The organism is Exiguobacterium sp. SL-9 (assembly GCF_004336985.1).
Lineage (GTDB): Bacteria > Bacillota > Bacilli > Exiguobacteriales > Exiguobacteriaceae > Exiguobacterium.
Map to the genome: position 1 here is coordinate 1 of NZ_SJUO01000054.1, position 379 is coordinate 379.

1 pseudogene is annotated in these 379 nt (G+C 37.7%); it reads right to left on the reverse strand.

Annotated features, from left to right (window positions below):
* Positions 1–336: pseudogene (locus EVJ34_RS15630) on the reverse strand (indole-3-glycerol phosphate synthase TrpC); the annotation flags it as partial.
* Between the last annotated feature and the right edge of the window lie 43 nt (positions 337–379).

Genomic DNA, 379 nt, shown 5'->3' on the forward strand with positions numbered 1-379 from the left:
GCACAAAACGGGCTGATGAACAGTTTGACTGACTTGACGTAAATAATCGAAACTCCCTTGAAAATATTTTTCATCAGTTAATACAGAAATTGCAGCAGCATAAGGCTGATAAATTTTTGCAATCGTCGCGGGATCAAAATCAGCACGGATTAAGCCTTTTGATGGTGATGCTTTTTTACACTCTAAGATAAAAACAGTATTAGGCTGAGTTAATGCCTGATAAAACGAACGTGTTGATGGCTCTATTTGGTGCACAAATTCTGATAGCGGTTGGTTTGCTTTACGTACAATCAGATATTCAGCTTTATCTTTTACAATGGCGTTTAATACAGTCATGCTCTTATCCTCTTGCTGCTAATGCAGTTACACGATCTATTGC